1 protein-coding gene is annotated in these 225 nt (G+C 31.1%); it reads left to right on the top strand.

Annotated features, from left to right (window positions below; all coding sequences use genetic code 11):
- A partial coding sequence (locus M983_RS16820) for a UPF0149 family protein (RefSeq protein WP_342671342.1) occupies positions 1-185 on the top strand: 185 nt, incomplete at its 5' end.
- Positions 186-225: the final 40 nt, after the last annotated feature.

Raw genomic sequence — 225 nt, 5'->3', positions numbered from 1 at the left:
TCTCTGATTTACGTAATATTGGTTCATTAGGGTATGAAGAGGATGAAAACCAAGAAGAATTAGAAAATGCCCTAGAAGAAGTAACAGAATATGTGAAAGTTGCGATACAGCTCTGCTATATCACTTTTGTAGCACCGCAAAATAAAAAAAGTGATGAACAAGAAGAGATTCGTACATTACATTAAAATCAATGTTATTTAGATAATCACAAAGATAAAAAAGAGA

It is taken from the genome of Proteus myxofaciens ATCC 19692 (assembly GCF_001654855.1).
GTDB classification, from domain to species: Bacteria; Pseudomonadota; Gammaproteobacteria; order Enterobacterales; family Enterobacteriaceae; genus Proteus; species Proteus myxofaciens.
Note: the sequence above shows the minus strand (reverse complement) of the source record. Positions and strands in the feature narration are given on the sequence as shown.